This window comes from Nostoc sp. DSM 114167, assembly GCF_052692655.1.
This window is the reverse complement of sequence record NZ_CP195116.1, coordinates 3,321,746-3,339,333: the sequence shown is the minus strand read 5'-3', so window position 1 is coordinate 3,339,333 and position 17,588 is coordinate 3,321,746. Positions and strand designations below refer to the sequence as shown.

Below are 17,588 nucleotides of genomic sequence, written 5' to 3'. Positions count from 1 at the left end.
ATTAGGAAGTAAGATAAATCTGAGCATATATTGAGCATTGAAAATGAGTATAAATTTATACTTTTAATGTGCAACTATGCACTTAATTAATTATTTGAGCATTAATTGAGTATTTTTTGTAAAAATAAGGCTGAAGCTTTTGAAAAATAAAACTTTAAAGGTCATCATTGTGCGCCACGGTCAAAGCGGTTATAACACCGAGCGGCGCATCCAAGGACGCACTGATGCATCAACATTAACCGAAAAAGGTCGTAAGGATGCAAGTCTAGTAGGCAAAGCCCTCAGCAATATCTTATTTAATACGATTTACAGCAGTCCCTTACAACGAGCGAAACACACAGCAGATATTATCCATAGTGAGTTAGCTACTCATGCTCAAAAATCTGCTGTAGTTCAAGTTTCTGATTTGCTACTAGAAATCGATCTACCTTTATGGGAAGGATTGCTGACTGCCCAAGTCAAGCAAAAATTTGCTGAAGACTACCGCACTTGGCATCAACACCCCGACGAACTGCGGATGCTGCTTAATGATGCAGAAGGAACAAGAGAACATTTTCCCGTTCTTGCTTTATACGAACAAGCACGGCAGTTTTGGCAAGAAATTTTGTCCCAACATCAAGGCGAAACCATTCTCATCGTGGGACATAACGGAATCAATCGCGCTTTGATTAGCACAGCATTAGGAATCCCTCCCAGTCGCTACCACTCAATACAGCAATCTAACTGTGGGATCACCGTATTAAATTTTGCTGGCGGATTGGGCGAACCAGTCCAGCTAGAATCCTTAAATCAGACGCAACACACCGGAGAAACTCTACCCTCATTGCGACCGGATCATCAAGGAGTACGATTGTTACTAGTGCGTCACGGTGAAACCGACTGGAATCGCCAAACCAGGTTTCAAGGACAAATTGATGTCCCCCTCAACGACAACGGTAGACAACAGTCACAAAAAGCCAGCGAATTTCTCCAAGAAGTAGCAATTGATTTTGCTTGCAGTAGCACAATGCTGCGCCCTAAAGAAACAGCAGAGATTATCTTAAAACAACATCCGAATGTAAAATTAGAATTGCAAGATGGTTTAAGAGAAATCAGTCATGGTCTCTGGGAAGGAAAATTAGAAACAGAGATAGAGCAAGAGTTTCCAGGAGAATTGCAGCGATGGCGGTTGATACCAACGCAAGTGCAAATGCCTGAAGGGGAGAATTTGCAACAGGTGTGGGAGCGCAGCGTTGCAGCTTGGCAATCAATTCTGCAAACAGCATCAAATAATCAATTCAAAACTGTATTAGTAGTAGCTCATGACGCTACTAACAAAACCTTGCTTTGTCACATTCTGGGTTTATCGCTGGAAAACTTCTGGAGTTTTCGTCAGGGTAATGGTGCAGTTAGTGTTATCGACTACCCTGCTGGAATCGATGGTTTACCAGTACTGCAAGCAATGAATATCACTTATCACTTTGGTGGAGGTGTACTAGATAAAACAGCAGCGGGAGCATTGTGAGTGCTAAGTGCTGTTATCGTCAGCGGGACGTTTAGCCTGTGAGGAGTTAGAAGGAGTGAGGAGTGAGGAGTGAGGAATAAAGTTAGAAGCAATGACTGAAAAACAAATAACTCAGAAGTAGCTAGACGTAAATAAATTAAAGTTTGTAGTAAGGACTTTAGTCCTATAATCCTTTCTTTGAGCGATGAATCACTCACTACGAACTAGGATTTTACTTTATGTTTAATTATGCCTACCTACTTAACTCCTAACTCATAACTAAAACTTTTATGATTGAACTGCTGCAAAAAGTACGAGTAATTGACCCTGTTTCTGAAATCGATGAACTCTTTGATGTACTGATTGCTGATGGTTATATCCGAGAAGTGGCTTCACACATTTCTGACATCAGTTCCGATACTCAAATCAGAGATTGTCAGGGATTAGTTCTCGGCCCTGGATTAGTGGATTTGTACAGCCACTCTGGTGAACCTGGCTTTGAAGAACGGGAAACACTCTCGTCTTTCTTACAAGCTGCTGCTGCTGGCGGCTTTACTAGAGTTAGCATTTTACCCGATACATCCCCAGTTATTGATAACCCTGCGCTTGTGGCACAGTTGCAGAAGAGGAGAGGGGGGACAAGGGGACAAGGGGGACAAGGGGGACAAGGGGGCAATTTTTCTCCCTTGTCTTCTTCTCTCCCCCTGCTTCATCTCTGGGGTGCAATCACTGTAGATATTGCTGGGAAACAGATGACGGAATTAGCAGATTTAGCGTCTGCTGGGGTTGTTGGTTTTACTGATGGTAAACCTTTAGAAAATTTGGCGCTGGTGCGGAGAGTGTTAGAGTATCTCCAGCCATTGGGTAAACCAGTAGCATTTTGGCCTAGCGATCGCCAGTTAACAGCCAATGGTGTCATGAGAGAAGGGACAAATGCTCTGCGTTTTGGTTTACCCCCAATACCCACCAGCGCTGAAACAACTGCGCTCGCAGCTATGCTTGAATTGGTTGCAACCATCGGCACACCAGTTCATATCATGCGTGTCTCCACAGCTCGCAGCGTGGAATTAATTGCTTCAGCTAAAGCCGCTGGTTTACCCATCACCGCCAGCACCACCTGGATGCACCTTTTACTTGATACTAAAGCAGTTAAGAGTTATCACAGCAGCTTGCATTTAGATCCGCCTTTAGGTAATCCCAGTGATATGGCGGCGTTACGTACAGGGGTACGTGTGGGTGTAATCGATGCGATCGCTATCGATCACACACCCTACAGCTACGAAGAAAAAGTCCAAGCCTTTGCCGAAGCGCCTCCAGGAGCAATTGGTTTAGAATTAGCATTACCTCTTTTATGGCAATATCTGGTTGAAACTGAGGAATTTACAGCTTTAGAATTATGGCGGGCATTGAGTACCAATCCAGCAGAGTGTTTGGGAGAAAAAGTAAGTGCGATCGTACCTCATCAACCAGCGGAACTTACTTTATTTGATCCCCAGCAAACTTGGAAAGTTGAACGGAAAAGTCTTTATACACTTTCACAAAATACACCTTGGTTAGGACAACAGTTAAAGGGTCATGTTGTGCAAACCTGGTGTTAAAAAGCGCACTTAAAACCACTGAATATAACTTGGCTATTTTCTTGTGGTTATATTGGCAAGTACACCCTAGCAAGGCAAACTAACACTTACAATAGTTCCTTTCTCAGGAATGCTAGCGATTGTAAATTCACCACCATATAATTTAACTATATGCTGAACAATAGCCAGTCCTAAGCCAGAGCCTTGTTGCTCCCATAACTTTCGATTAAATTGTACAAAAGCTCCAATTTTGTTAATCTCTTCAATTGTCATCCCTTTGCCATTGTCAATTATATATAAATTAAATTTGCTACCTTCTATCTTACTCATAACTTGAATTTCACTGCTTGGCAAAGAAAATTTGAAAGAATTATCCAGTAATTCTTCAATCAGAATACTCAAGTTTTCTTCTGATAGTTGTACTGTAGATTCTTCGATATCTAACTTTAAATCTTTTGGTCTACAGTTTTCTTTAGCTTTTTTAAAAGCAATTTCAATAAGAATTTTTTCAGCAAAACATCTATCTTTTTTTTCTTTGAATTGACGAGTTTTTTCGAGACTTTTAGTTATTAACTCCAGATTACTATATAATAAAAATCTTTGAACTAGTACATTCAAGCGATTGGCGGATTTGTAAATTAATTCGGCAATTTCGACTTCTTCAGAGTCAGGCATGAACTCACAATTTTGTATTAACAACTGTGACATACCGAGAATACCATTTAAAGGCGTATTTAGTTCGTGAGGTAATGAGTGAGCAATATTCATTCTCAGTTCGTCTAGTTTGGCTTGAGCTTGGCGCTCAACCGAAGCGTGTTTATCAAGACGAGAAGCGATCGCATTGAGTAATTCTTCCGGAGTAAATGGTTTAGTCAAATAATCATCAGCTCCAAAATTCATTCCTTGACGAAAATCTGAACGCTCTGCCTTAGCAGTAACAAATATTAAAGGAATATTGATAGTTGCTTCATTTTGACGTAAAGCAGACAGTACGCTATAACCGTCTAGTTCAGGCATCATAATGTCACAGATAATTAAATCTGGTAATTTTGCTTGAGCAATTTCTAATCCAATCTTACCGTTTGCAGCTATCAAAGTTTCAAAATCAGAAAGTTGTAAAATTTCCTGAATATTTCCCCTGACTTGGGGTTCGTCTTCTATAATTAAAATTGTGTTCATTTATGATTAATAAAAATAAAAGTATCAGTTTTATATTATTGGTATAGCAATTTACGACCTAGTAAGATACGTTTCCAAAGCTACTAACCTTGGTTAACAAGATTTGGTATACTTCAGTTGCTTAGGAAACGCTATATCCACACAAAGCTTATCTTGCTAAACAAGAAAAATTAATTGTCAATAATACCGTATAATCATATTAATGATCTAAGTAAAAACGCCGATCTATTTCAATATATTTGTTGCGCAGATATACTATTTGCTATGGTTAAGCAAATTAAAATTTTGCAAAATATTGGCATTTTCTGGGGTTAATAATGCTTGTAAATTCTTCATTTCATTCAAAAACATCATTTCTCTAGCATACTCTTGTTGTAGGATACTCAAGTAGCGATCGCGCTCAACATCTGATTGAGCTTTTTTCAGCATATAGATTGCCATATTGATATTTGAAAGCGGATTGCCTAAATCTTGTAAAAGTTTTTGTAAAACCTCGTTACATATTTCTGCTAGGTGTTGGCTCTCTTGCAGTTTTTGTGAATTTATCTCTATCTCCTGCTTCAACTTGGTATTTTCTTGATGTTCTTGCTCGTATTGTTGTTTGATTAAAGCTGGTTTTTCTACTCGATCTAATCTGACCTGAATTGCCTTCAAAAGTTCGTCCATAGAGAAAGGTTTCGTCAGGTAATCATCGGCTCCTAATTCCATACCTTGGCGTAAGTCACCACGATCTACTTTTGCAGTCAGAAAAATTACTGGGATAAATTCAGTTACAGGATCTTGGCGTAAGGCCGTTAGCACACCGTAACCGTCAAGTTCAGGCATCATAACGTCACAACATATCAGGTCTGGTTGTTCTGTTTTAGCAAGTCGTAATCCTTCTAAACCATTATTTGCAGTAATAGTATTAAAATCAGAAAAACTTAAAATCTGTTGAATATTTGAACAGATTTGGACTTCATCTTCAATTATTAATATTTTTTTGTTCATTGGCTTCTTCAAATATTGATTTTTACTAGGCATTTTTGCGATATCTACAGACGCAGTAAATACAGTTGTTAAAACTAATTATTCAGATGAGAACTTGGATTTTACATTAGATTCCAAACAATCTCCCGCAGTTTATTGTTCCCTAAAATTATTTACTAATAACACATTCGATATTTTTCATTGAGGAAGTCACTTATAATCAGTGGCAGTTCTACCCTAAAAGTCGTACCTACTCCGACCTGGCTAGTGAGAGTAATTCTTCCTCTATGAAGGTCTATACAGTTGTTGACTATTGCCAAACCTAATCCAGTTCCTGGCGTATTACCAACATTACTCGCTCGGTAGAATGGTTCAAATAAGTTCTGTTGATCCTCTGGTAAAATACCAATACCCTCATCTTGAATTAGAAAAACTGCGCTTTCATCTTGAACTAATAAATCAATTTGAACATTGCTACTATCTGGCGAGTATTTGACAGCATTTGAAAGCAAATTGCTCAAGATTTGTCGCAAAAGTTTCTTGTCTATACAAGCCATAAAGGGATCGTCTATTAATGAGTTCCCTAAATACTGAGGAAAAAAGGTTAGGGTATGTTTTGAAGAATTGAGTTGAATTTCTTCTACCAAAGAACGACAGAAATTAATTAAATTAATACAAGTTGGTTCAAATGCCAATTTTCCAGCTTCAGCCTTATTAATTAGCAAAATATCATCTAATAGTTGAGTAGTATGTTGCACATAAGTCTCAATGCATTGGAGATGTTTATGCTTTTGTTCTTCATCTAGTTTATGGCTAAAGCTTTTTAAGATTCCAGCAGAGGAAGCAATCACAGCTAAAGGAGTTCGGAACTCGTGGGAGGTCATAGAAATGAAACGAGATTTCAACTCACTGAGTTCTTTTTCTTTTACTAAAGCTTTACAAATATTTTCTTCAGCTTGTTTGCGCTCGCGTATATCTTTAACTACACCGATCGCATAAATTGGTTTGCCAATCGGATCTCGAATTAGAGATACCGTTAGATTTATCCAAATTACATTAGCATTTTTATGTAAATAACGCTTCTCAATGGAAAATGTTTCTATTTTTCCTGCTATTAATTGTTGCAATTTATTTAGATGGATTTGTATATCTTCTGGATGTGTGATATCTCTAAAGTTTTTTTGGAGGATTTCTTCTTGGCTATAGCCTAAAAATTCACATAACTTTTGATTAACTTTAACAAAATGTCCATCTAAAGTTTCTAGCTGAATTCCCACAGCTGCTTGATTAAAAATAGCTCTAAGTTCTGCCTCACTTTGTTGTAAGTCTAAAGTGCGTTGTTTAACCCTGATTTCTAAATCTTGATTGAGTTTTTGTAGAGCTTCTTGCGCTCGTTGTCTTTGCAGTTCAGCAGATGCTCTGGCTGCAAATACTTTGAGAATTCCTTCAAATTTATGTTGGTCAGGTATAGGTTTGTCATCTACTATGCATAGTGAGCCAATTGGTTGACCAAAATCATCACTTAAAATAACTCCCATAGAACTTTCAGCTTCCATAGCAGCTAATCTTTTCGCATTAGGAAAGAGTTGCTGAATTCTCGAACTACACTGGTAAAATCCTTGCTTGAGCAAAGTTTCACATATAGTTGATTTTGGGTCATAGCAAATATTGGGTTGTAACTGCCCATCAGACCAAAATCCTAAAGTGTGAGCTTGCTCATCAATTAACTCACTTACTAAAGTATTACGGACATCTAAAGTCGAAGAAATATGCTCAACTAATGCTGGAAAAAAGTCACGTCCAGTTGTAGAAGCTGTACTTTCTATTAAACTTTGTAAGGCTATTTCAGCTTGTTTGCGTTTTGTAACATCGATTCCGATGGCAACGGCGGCTGTGTTTTGTTGATATTTTTGAGCTACGAGCAAATAATTACATGTTTTACCATTAATTTGGACATCAATAACCTTAGAATCTGCTACATCTTGCCTATTTAAAAATTCATGCATAAATTCTGTAAATTGTGGGCTATTTTCCATAAAGCCCAATTCTTGACCAACAAAAGCATCAGGAGTCAAGTTAAAACTTTCAGCTAAATGGCGATTAACCCCTAAATAATATCCATCATCATTTACCCAAGAAACAAACCCAGGTAGTGCATCTAAAACCGTTTGTAATTGCTCTTTTGCTTGTTGTAGATTTTTTTCTGCTAGTTTATATTCTGTAATGTCCTCGGAAATACACAATAGGTATTCGGGTTGATGGTTTTTGTCATACAAAGGAATTTTAGTCATGTGTAAAATTCTTCTGCCAAAACTAGGACTGTCAATAGGTTCTTCAGAAATATCTTGAAGTACACCGCTAGCAAAACTTTCTAGGTCTTTTTGATAGAAAAAGTCTGCTTGTTCTTTCGAGAAGAATTCGTAATCTGTTTTGCCAATAGCCTGTTCTGCTGTAACACCAAAAATATTTTCGCACGTATGATTCCAGAGCTTGATTGTTCCAAAACTTTCTGGTTTAGCATCTTTAACAAAGACGGCTACAGGCAGATTATTAATCATCGATTGTAAAAAGTTGCGAGTCTGTTGGAGTTCCTCTTGTGCTTTTCGGCTTTCAGTAATGTCAATGCCTGTACAAACAATATAATCAACTTGATTATTAGAGTTAAGTAAGACCTTATTTGACCAAGAAATTAAGCGGCGATCGCTATCTTTAGTAACTAAAGAAGTTTCGTAACGTTGAGGGAATTCTCTCTCGGCTAAATTTTGAAAAATATCTTTGATACATTTTGTTGTTTCAGGTAACAGCAGCACATCCCAAACACATCTTCCTTTAACTTCATCGAATGCGTAACCTGTAGCTTGTTCGCAAGTATGATTAAAGCGAACAACTTTTCCGTGGCAATCTAGTACTATAACTAAAGCGTCTGCTAGATTCAAAACGGTAGAAACAAAATTACGCTCCAATCGCAGTTCTGCCTCAATTTTCTGGCGTTCTACAAGTTTAACTCGTGTATGATTGTAAAGTTCGGCTTGTAGAATAGAAACTGCCAGTAGACTAGTGGGAGTAACTAATCCAATTAACTCTTCTCGATCTCCAATAATAGGCAGGTGGCAAATTCGATTTTTTCTTAGCAAATGTAAAGCAGTAAAAACATCTTTAAAATCTCTTAATTTCAATGTTATTAACTCTCTGGTCATCACTTGGGCAACACTGATACCCTCTATATTCTTGCCTTGTGCTGTCAGCTTAATTAAATCTCGCTGTGTAATTATCCCCACTAACTGCGAGTTTTCCAGAACTAAAACACAACTGGTGGCTTGAGATGTGTTGCTACCTATATCTTTACCAGGGTTAGGCAAATAATTGTTATGCTTGATTGGCAAACTATCATGATTAGCTGATGCTTGATTGATTAGTGCAATCACATCTGGAAGCATAATTTCAGAGCTAACAACAAGCGGATGACGAATGATAGTCTGTTGTAAATTATCAGATATGAGAGAGTTAATGAACATTATGTATATATGCTTGGAATGGAATTATATTTAATCAAAAGGTAAATAATATTTTACTTATATTTAATGAAAAAACATCAGTGTTTTCTATGATTTTTTTTATTGATATAAAAATTTATATTGTTTTTAATAATTTTTATTTATTATGAAATATGTTTTGGTTTTTTCCTGGGTTTAGTTATGAGTTGTTACTTGATGTAAAAAAATAACGATCTTTAAGGTAGATGCAGCTTAACTGTAATCCAAGTAATTAGAAGTCAACTTTAAAACATAGGATTATGTTCATAATCCCAACACTTGTTATCCCGCCAGGTTCTACTACTGGATTGACAGTCAAACTTATTCTCAATCCAGGGAATTGATGTAGGATTAGCATCTGAAGATGAAATTATCAAACTAATTGAAGACAATACATAAGAGGTGATAATAAAACTAGAGCTTCCTAGAATAATTAAAGCTACTAGTAACAACACAATATTAACAGAATTCCATTTGTGATTTACAGCTTGTTTAAGGTCTAATTTATGCTGTAACCGACGCTCTATACCTACTAGTGACATTAGGTTAAAACTCCTTTTGGAATTGTACTTAAACTGGAAATTTTCAAGAGAATGAACTGGTTACAAACAAATGTTTTCTAGTAATTATTGTTTGTAATAGTTTTAGTATTCAAAATTTAAATGAAAATGTAATCGAGGAAAAACAGGATTTTTTTTCTAATGAAATTGAGAGTATTTACTTGAATGGCTATTTGTGATTCCTGAATAAATACTGAGTCGCAACTCTAGCTCATCCGTAGGATAGAGGAGATTTTCTAGAAGAATGGTAAGGAACAAGCCAATAAAACCGATGATGTGAAACTTTAAAACAATCTGGCTGATGATAAAAATCACTGCAAAACAGAGGTTTGAGTGTTACTTTTGCGGCTGTTAATTGATGAATTTTGAAGACCGCAAATTTACTGAATCTCTGAGGAGGTGTTTAAGTAAAACTGCGAAGCCATTCGTTTATAACACCTAATCGTAAAGCGATTAAAATGCCAAAATTTTAAGGTATTTGGGCAAAATATCGCGCTAAAGGGCAATATAAAAATATCTCAGGTATTTTGCCTGTTCTATGTTTTTCTTGTCCAAGCGTGATTTGATTTACATCAAGCAATTAAGACGATGATATCGAGCTATAATTTTTTGAAACGCGATCGCGTTTGTATTTTTAACTTATGAGTTATCCTTCTTGCCTCACAATCCTGCTGATTGATGATTGCGCTGAAGATCGGGAAGCATATCGTCGCTTTTTGAAGCAAGACAGCCTGTATACCTACCGCTTTTTGGAATTTGAAACGCTAAGGCCAGCACTGAAATGGTGTCAACAGGAGATTCCAGATATCATTTTGCTAGATTTTGCGTTGCCTGATGGGGATGGACTGAAGTTTATTCAGCAGTTTTGGGAATGTCATAGCAATACTCAAACTGCTGTGATTCTGCTAACAGGACAAGGGGATGAAATCATCGCTGTTCGTGCGATGAAAAGTGGTGTGCAAGATTATCTGGTTAAAAATAAACTCACACCTGAAGTTCTTCAAGGTTCAATTCATCATGCCATTGAACGGATGGATTTGGCTCGACAGTTAGAACAAAGTCGGGAACAACAACAACTGATTGCTGCGATCGCCTTACGGATTCGTCAGTCTCTGAAACTAGAAGAAATTCTGCGTACCACAGCTACAGAAGTACGGCAGTTTCTTAAAGCAGACCGAGTAGTGGTCTATCAATTTCAGCCGGATATGAGCGGTACAATTGTCGCAGAATCAGTGCTTCCTGGTTGGACAGTGGCTATGGGAAAGCAGATTCTAGACACCTGCTTTCACAAGAAAGCCAGAAGTGACTATCGTCAAGGGAAAAAACGAGCAATCGACGATATTTATCAGGCTGGCTTAACCAATTGTCATTTGCAGCTTTTAGAACAATTTGAAGTTAAAGCCAATCTAGTAGTACCTATTTTGGTCAAAGAGCAATTATGGGGATTATTAATTGCTCACCAATGTAGTGCATCTCGTCATTGGCAATCAGTAGAACTAGATTTGTTGGATCGACTAGCGGTGCAAATAGCGATCGCCATTCAACAGGGAAGTGCATATCAGCAATTACAGGCAGAACTAGCAGAACGCCAACGGACAGAAGCAGCGCTAAAAACTAGCGAAGAGAAACTCAAGCTTACTCTGAGTTTTGCTGGTATTGGCTATTGGGAGTGGAACCCAATCATCAATCAAATATTTGCTAGCGAGAATGCAATTCGCTGTTTTGGTTCCGATCTGAGTGATGTGAACTGGACTTATGAAAAGTGGCGGGGTCAAGTCCATCCAGAGGATCGAGAATGGGTTGAGCCGCAACTGAGGCAAGCGATCGCCACCCAAACCGATTATGCTGTGGAATATCGAATTGTCTGGCAAGATGGCAGCATTCATTGGGTATCGGCAAAAGGACGCGGAGTTTACGACGCAACCGGACAACTACTGCGAATGCTGGGCGTGCTGATAGATATTACAGAACGCAAGCTTTCAGAACAAGAACGGCGGCGGGCCCAAATGCTGCGAATTGAATTACGTCTTCTGGAGCAAATTCTCGAAGTCGGCCTAGCAGGTTACTGGGACTGGGATATTCCGGGCAATCAAGAGTACTTGAGCTTAACCTTCAAGCAGATGTTAGGCTACGAAGATCGTGAATTGCCAAATACACCACACAGCTGGCAACGCCTGATTTTTCCAGAGGATTTACCGGGTGTTCTGGAACTTTTTGAGCAACACGTCCAAAGTCGCGGACAAATCCCCTTTTACAATGAGGTGAGATATCGACATAAAAATGGTTCTACCGTTTGGGTCATTTGTTCCGGTCGCGTCATAGCCTGGGATCGAGACGGCAATCCCCTGCGGATGATTGGTTGCCATATTGATATTACACAACGCAAACAGGCAGAAGCTCAATTGTTAGCGATCGCTAATTTGCAACAAGCCATTTTAGATGGTACTGACTATGCCATTATTTCTAATAACTCGAATGGCATCCAAACCTTCAACGCAGCTGCTCAGAAAATGTTGGGCTACACAGCAGATGAAGTTGTTCGGCAAATAAATCCAACTACATTTCACGACCCAGAGGAACTCAAGCAACGAGCAGCAGAACTCTCGTTGAAATTGGGTAGGGAAATTGCACCTGGTAGAGAATTTTTTACTATCGTCACTCAAGACGGAAGCACCTATGAAAACGAATGGACTTACATTCGTAAAGATGGCTCTCGATTCCCTGTATTTCTGTCAGTAAAAATTCTCCAGGATCTAAAAGGAAACAATATCGGATTTTTGGGTATTGCCAAAGATATTACCCAGCAAAAACAAATAGAGACAGCCCTTAGAGACAGCGAACTCCGTTATGCAAATTTGGCAGAAGCGGCTCCTGTAGCTATTTTCCGACTGGATGCCTTTGGTAACTGCATCTATGCTAACGATCGCTGGAGTGAGATGACTGGTAGACCAACACAGGCAGCATTGGGGATAGGTTGGTTACAGGCTTTGCACCCAGAAGACGCCGAGCGTTTGGGGAGGGAATGGTCTCTAAAATTTGAGCAAGAACGTGTTAACCCAAGGGAATTTTATCAGAGTGAGGGCAGACATCTACGCCCAGATGGCAGCATCAACTGGTTCTATGTCCAAGTGCTACCCGAAATTAACGCCAACGACACCATTATTGGCTACATCGGCACACTGACAGATATCAGCGAACAGCAAGCCGCACTGCGCGAACGCAAGCAAGCAGAAGAACAGTTGCATCACCTCTCCGAACGGCTAACCATAGCTATCAGCTCTGGAGGATTTGGTATTTGGGAATATGATTTCGTCCAAGCAAGGCAGATTTGGGACGATCGGATGTACGAACTGTATGGAGTGAGCAACACTGATTTTGACGGTTCTTTTGATGCTTGGTTAAACTGCCTGCACCCAGACGATCGCCCTTATATGTTGGAAACTATAGAGCAAGTTCTGCAAGGAAAGCAAGAATATAATGTCGAGTTCCGCATCGTTCAACCAAGTGGAGAAATTCGTTATCTTAAAGGCTACGGCATTCTCAAGCGTGCCCAACAGGGTGAACCTGTACAGATGATTGGAGTTAACTATGATATCAGCGAACGCAAACAAGCCGAAGAGGAACTTATCCACAATCGGGATTTGCGAGAAGCAATTTTTAACGAATCTGCCGATGCCATCTTTCTAGTCGATCCGCAAACTCTGCTCACCCTAGATTGCAATCGGCGGGCAGTAGAAATGTTTGAGGCGGTTGACAACGCTGAATTGGTCGATATCAATGGGCAGACACTCCAGTTGCGGCCATTCACTACCAACGAAACGGATGCGATCGTCAGAGATATGCACTCAAAAGGTTTCTGGAGCCTAGAGATTGAATATATTACTCTTCAGGGTAAGATTTTCTGGGGAAACATTGCAGCCAAGCCGATTACTGTAGCCGGACGCACCATGAATCTAGTTAGGATAACTGATATCAGCGAACGGAAAGAAGCACAAGAGGCATTGGCGAAATATGCCCATGAGGTCGAAGATTTATACAATAATGCTCCCTGTGGCTATCATTCCCTCGATAGCGAAGGCCGATTGCTCAAGGTAAACGAGACTGAACTGCAATGGTTGGGTTATACCCGTGAGGAAATGATTGGCCAACCCGTGCTGAATTTTTTCACTCAAGCAAGTGGCTTGTCCTTTGCGCAAAACTACCCTCACTTCAAAAAGCAGGGTTCGTTGAAGGATTTGGAACTTGACATGATTTGTAAAGATGGCACAGTTTTCCCAGTGCTGGTAAGCGCTACTGCTGTCAAGGATGCAGAGGGTAACTATGTATACAGCCGCACCACCCTGTTTGATATCCGCGAACGCAAACAGACCGCGCAAGAACTGGAAGAATCACGTAAAATGCTGCAAACTGTACTAGATACATTTCCGCAACGTGTTTTCTGGAAAGACCGCCAATCGCGCTTTCTCGGCTGCAATCCAGCATTTATCCGCCATTCTCAACTGACAATTGATGAAATTATCGGCAAGACCGATTTTGAATTACCTTGGGCCAAGTTAGCACACCTCTACTGTGCAGACGATGCGATGGTGATGAACACCCGAACACCTAAACTAGGCTATGAGGAGCCATTTGAAGGGGATAATGGCGAACAACTCTGGCTGCGAACAAATAAAGTTCCCTTGACCAATAGCGCAGGTGAGGTGATTGGCGTACTGGTATCTCACGAAGATATCACAGAAGGTAAACAAGCAGAAGCACAACTGCGGCAGACAAATGAGCAACTTGCTAACGCCAATGTGGAACTTGCCCGCGCCACTCGTCTCAAAGACGAATTTCTCGCAAACATGAGCCATGAACTGCGAACACCTCTCAATGCTATTTTGGGGATGTCAGAGGGCTTACAAGAAAGTGTATTCGGCTCGATTAATGAAAGACAAGCAAAAGCGATCGCCACTATTGAGCGCAGTGGCAGACATTTACTAGAACTAATCAACGACATTCTAGACTTGTCTAAAATTGAATCTGGCAAACTGGAACTGCAACCAAGTGATGTTTCTGTTAGGAGCCTTTGTGATACCAGCCTTGCCTTTGTCAAACAGATGGCTTTGAAAAAAAGCATTCGTCTTAGTACTCATATTTATGACAATATTGACAGCATCCAAGTAGACGATCGCCGCCTGCGTCAAGTACTGATCAACCTGTTAAGTAACGCTGTCAAGTTTACGCCAGAACGGGGATCTGTAACGCTAGAAGTCAGGCTGGAGGGGGCAGAGGGGCAGGAGGGCAGGAGGGCAGGGGAGCAGGAGGGCAGGGGAGCAGGGGAGCAGGGGAGCAGGGGAGCAGGGGAAGTAAATTCTTCCTTGTCTTCCTTGTCTTCCTTGTCTTCCTTGTCTTCCTTGTCTTCCTTGTCTTCCTTGTCTTCCTCATCCCCCTCATCTTCCCCAAATCTCTGCTTCCATATCACTGACACCGGCATCGGTATCGCCCCTGAAGAAATTGGCAAGCTGTTTCAGCCTTTTATCCAGCTTGACAGCAGCCTTAACCGCCAGTACAGTGGCACTGGTCTAGGTTTGGCACTGGTACAAAAGATTATTACCCTACATGGAGGAACAGTCTTAGTTAGCAGTGAAGTTGGAAAAGGAAGTTGTTTTACCGTCCGTATTCCCTATCGTACCAGCGATAATTTTCTCAGGAAGCAGGTAACTACTTCATTACCCAGCTATCCCTTAATTGCTGAAAATGCTCAAGTTGTGATTATTGAAGATTCTGTGGCCGCGGCCGATCAGATTACTCGTTATTTCAACGAAATGGGAATGCAATCTATCATCTATCCCCAAGGTGAAGGAGCCGTAGAAGAGGTGGTGCGAGTTCAACCTGCTCTAATCATTCTCGATCTGCAACTACCGAACCTATCGGGTTGGGAGGTGCTAAATCAACTCAAAACCAACCCAAAAACTAAAGATATTCCAACGATCATCATTTCAGTTATGGATGAACATAGCAAAGGACTAGCTCAGGGAGCGTTTGAATATCTGGTCAAACCCATTACCCGCGCTCAACTTCAGGTAACTATAGAGAAACTACAACATCCTGCCCGTTTTAACTCGCCAAATTTAATTGTATTGCCAGAAGTCTTTTTAGAAACTCCTTTGATTTTGTTGGCAGAAGATAATCAAGCAAATATTGATACGATGTCCGGCTATCTTGAAAGTCGAGGGTATCATCTCATTTTGGCAAACAATGGACAACAAGCTATTGACCTTATAGGAGTTCAACGCCCTGACTTAATTGTGATGGACATTCAAATGCCAGGAATGGATGGATTAGAAGCAATCCGCCGCATCCGTAACGATCGCCAATTTGTGCATATTCCCATAATTGCACTAACAGCGTTAGCTATGCCCGGCGATCGCGAAACAAGTTTCGCAGCTGGAGCTAACGAATATTTGACCAAACCCGTAAAACTTAAACAGCTTGTAACTACAATTCAACAATTTTTAGGAAGGTAGCGGAAATTCTCGATGGATAGTCAACTCTCTATTTTAGTAATTGATGATGAACCCGATAATTTTGATGTAATTGAAACCTTGCTGGATGGTGAAAACTACCAGCTATACTACGCTCCTAGTGGTCAACAAGCTCTAAACCGCCTCGACAGTTTTCAGCCCGATCTGATTTTATTAGATGTGATGATGCCCGATCTCGATGGGATGGAAGTTTGCCGACGCATCAAAGCCAATCCACAATGGCAAGCAGTGCCGATTATTATGGTGACAGCATTAACCGATAAAGAAGATTTGGCTCGATGTCTGGCGACGGGTGCAGATGACTTTATTAGTAAACCCGTCAATGGTGTGGAATTACGAGCTAGAGTTCATTCCATGTTGCGGATTAAACAGCAATACGACAACATGCAAGTATTGCTAAAACTGCGAGAAGATATGGTAAATATGATTGTGCACGATCTGCGAAATCCACTTACCAGTATTGTTTTAGGCGCAGAAATTCTACGGTTGTCAGGTTTGTCATTTGAACAGCATCAAAGAAAAGTCGATCAAATTTTAGTTGCTGGACAACAACTACAATTGTTGATCGATAGTTTGCTGATAGTGGCAAAGCTGGAATCTGGGAAAATGGTTCTCAATTATACAGAAGTAGACCTTTGTACGCTGTGTATGTCAGCATTGGCAGATATTGAGGCGATCGCTAATCAAAAGAACCTGACTCTGATACGCGAACTACCCGAATCTGGTGGTATTGTTGCAGTAGATGCAGTTATCTTTCGTCGAGTGCTGGATAATTTGCTCTCCAATGCCATTAAGTTCTCCCCGTACAAGTCTCAAGTCACTCTACGGGGAGAGTATTTAGCAGCAGGCGGTGTAAAAGTGCAAGTCGCTGATTCTGGTTCGGGAGTAAGTCTGGAGTTACGACAAATCATTTTCGAGAAGTATGAAATTGGAACTTCGATACCAGAAGTTTCGCAAATTGGTTTAGGATTGGCTTTCTGCAAAATGGCGATCGAGGCACATTCCGGTACGATTACCATCGAAGATAATTATCCAAATGGTAGTATCTTCACTGTATTACTCAAAAATGAATAATTAACTCCCAAGTTACTGCATTTAAGAATTTATAGTATGCCATTTCTGCTAATGTGACATCTAACATGAATAGATTGTCATTACCTTTTTGAACAATTTCTAAATGGGCAAGTCCTTTACAGCAAATTTGAGGTTCATGAGGTACAGTAGCAGCAATTAGTAAACCAATTTTTTAGATGCTTTGGATCAACTAGTTTCAGCGCAATTTTAATTAAACCATCAACGACAGATGCACTCTTGGGAGAAAATTGTTTCAGAAAAGCTTTTAATTGTGACCACCAATGTTCAATTGGATTGAATTCAGGAGAATAAGGAGATAGATAAAGAACACTTGCTCCCACTCCTTCAATCAAAAGCTTAATCTCTTCGACTTTATGAGCAGGTAGATTATCCATTACAACGACTGCACCAACCCATAATTGCGGAAGTAAAAAATGTTCTACAAAAACTTTATATGCATCTCCATCCATTGAGCCGTTTAAAGTCATCACGGCTAAAACCTTCTTTAAGCTAATTCCTCCGATTACACTTATTTTTGCTCCCCGGTAATATGGTTTAAAATTATACGTTCTAGTACCGCGCTCGCTTCTTTGATGAGTTCTAGTTAAGCCAAGTAAAACACCCATTTCATCTATAAATACAAGGTCTTCTGGGTCTACTTGCTTTACTTTCTCCCAATACTCTAT

The 17,588-nt window shown here is 40.0% G+C and carries 9 protein-coding genes; 4 read left to right on the top strand and 5 right to left on the bottom strand.

Annotation, left to right across the window (positions count from 1 at the left end; translation table 11 throughout):
* Positions 1-139 precede the first annotated feature (139 nt).
* Together NSTC731_RS14150 and NSTC731_RS14145 are read left to right on the top strand one after the other, a co-directional pair.
* On the top strand, positions 140-1,504 hold the full coding sequence (locus NSTC731_RS14150) for a histidine phosphatase family protein (RefSeq protein WP_445631361.1): 1,365 nt from the start codon (positions 140-142) through the stop codon (positions 1,502-1,504).
* 269 nt (positions 1,505-1,773) lie between these two features.
* Positions 1,774-3,081 carry a dihydroorotase gene (locus tag NSTC731_RS14145; RefSeq protein ID WP_445631360.1) on the top strand — a complete coding sequence of 436 codons (1,308 nt, stop codon included), beginning with the start codon at positions 1,774-1,776 and terminating at the stop codon, positions 3,079-3,081.
* A gap of 66 nt (positions 3,082-3,147) precedes the next feature.
* Here the strand turns inward: NSTC731_RS14145 and NSTC731_RS14140 are convergent, their stop codons facing one another.
* From NSTC731_RS14140 to NSTC731_RS14125, 4 genes are all read right to left on the bottom strand, one after another.
* Positions 3,148-4,239 (bottom strand): hybrid sensor histidine kinase/response regulator, encoded by a 1,092-nt coding sequence (locus NSTC731_RS14140; protein ID WP_445631359.1) that lies wholly within the window; start codon positions 4,237-4,239, stop codon positions 3,148-3,150.
* 255 nt (positions 4,240-4,494) lie between these two features.
* Positions 4,495-5,229 (bottom strand): response regulator transcription factor, encoded by a 735-nt coding sequence (locus tag NSTC731_RS14135; protein WP_445631358.1) that lies wholly within the window; start codon positions 5,227-5,229, stop codon positions 4,495-4,497.
* Positions 5,230-5,384: 155 nt separating this feature from the next.
* Entirely contained in the window at positions 5,385-8,723 is a 3,339-nt protein-coding gene (locus NSTC731_RS14130; protein ID WP_445631357.1) for a PAS domain S-box protein, read from the bottom strand.
* A gap of 263 nt (positions 8,724-8,986) precedes the next feature.
* Complete coding sequence (locus NSTC731_RS14125; RefSeq protein ID WP_445631356.1) at positions 8,987-9,283, bottom strand: hypothetical protein; 297 nt, start codon at positions 9,281-9,283, stop codon at positions 8,987-8,989.
* 659 nt (positions 9,284-9,942) lie between these two features.
* Between NSTC731_RS14125 and NSTC731_RS14120 the strand changes: the two genes are divergently transcribed.
* Together NSTC731_RS14120 and NSTC731_RS14115 are read left to right on the top strand one after the other, a co-directional pair.
* Positions 9,943-15,810: a PAS domain S-box protein gene (locus NSTC731_RS14120; RefSeq protein ID WP_445631355.1), complete on the top strand. Its 5,868-nt coding sequence runs from the start codon at positions 9,943-9,945 to the stop codon at positions 15,808-15,810.
* Positions 15,811-15,822: 12 nt separating this feature from the next.
* Positions 15,823-16,902 (top strand): hybrid sensor histidine kinase/response regulator, encoded by a 1,080-nt coding sequence (locus NSTC731_RS14115; RefSeq protein ID WP_445631354.1) that lies wholly within the window; start codon positions 15,823-15,825, stop codon positions 16,900-16,902.
* A gap of 134 nt (positions 16,903-17,036) precedes the next feature.
* On the opposite strand, the gene NSTC731_RS14110 is transcribed toward NSTC731_RS14115, so the two are convergent.
* A complete protein-coding gene (locus tag NSTC731_RS14110; protein WP_445632092.1) occupies positions 17,037-17,588 on the bottom strand; it encodes a transposase in 552 nt (183 codons plus the stop codon).